The sequence below is a fragment of the Clavibacter lycopersici genome, from assembly GCF_003576405.1.
In the GTDB taxonomy this organism is placed as follows: Bacteria; Actinomycetota; Actinomycetes; order Actinomycetales; family Microbacteriaceae; genus Clavibacter; species Clavibacter lycopersici.
Window position 1 is genome coordinate 1 of record NZ_QWGT01000584.1, and the last position, 344, is coordinate 344.

At 79.9% G+C, this 344-nt stretch carries 1 protein-coding gene; it reads right to left on the reverse strand.

Annotated elements, in window-relative coordinates; genetic code table 11:
- On the reverse strand, positions 1-344 hold a 344-nt coding region (locus DZG00_RS16645; protein WP_119455881.1), incomplete at both ends, for a DAK2 domain-containing protein.

Below are 344 nucleotides of genomic sequence, written 5' to 3' on the forward strand. Positions count from 1 at the left end.
GCGGCCTCCCGCGCGGCGTCGCTCGCGGCGGCCCACGCGTCGGCGAGCGATGCGCCCGACCCGACCCGCTCGGTGAGCGCGTCGGCGAACGGCACGAGCGCGTCGACCATGGTCTTGTCGCCGAGCGCGGCCTTGCCGTGGCCCATGACCGCGTCGCGTGCGGCTCCCACGCCCGCGGCGACGGCCCGCGCGGTCACCGGATCCGCGTCCTCGTCGTCGAGCGCGTCGCCGACGGCCTGGAGCACGAGCCCCCACAGCGCCCCCGACGTGCCGCCGCCCTTGTCCGACCAGGCGTCGCCGGCCAGCCGGCGCGCGCACCGCGCGACGGCCGAGGTGGCGCGCTC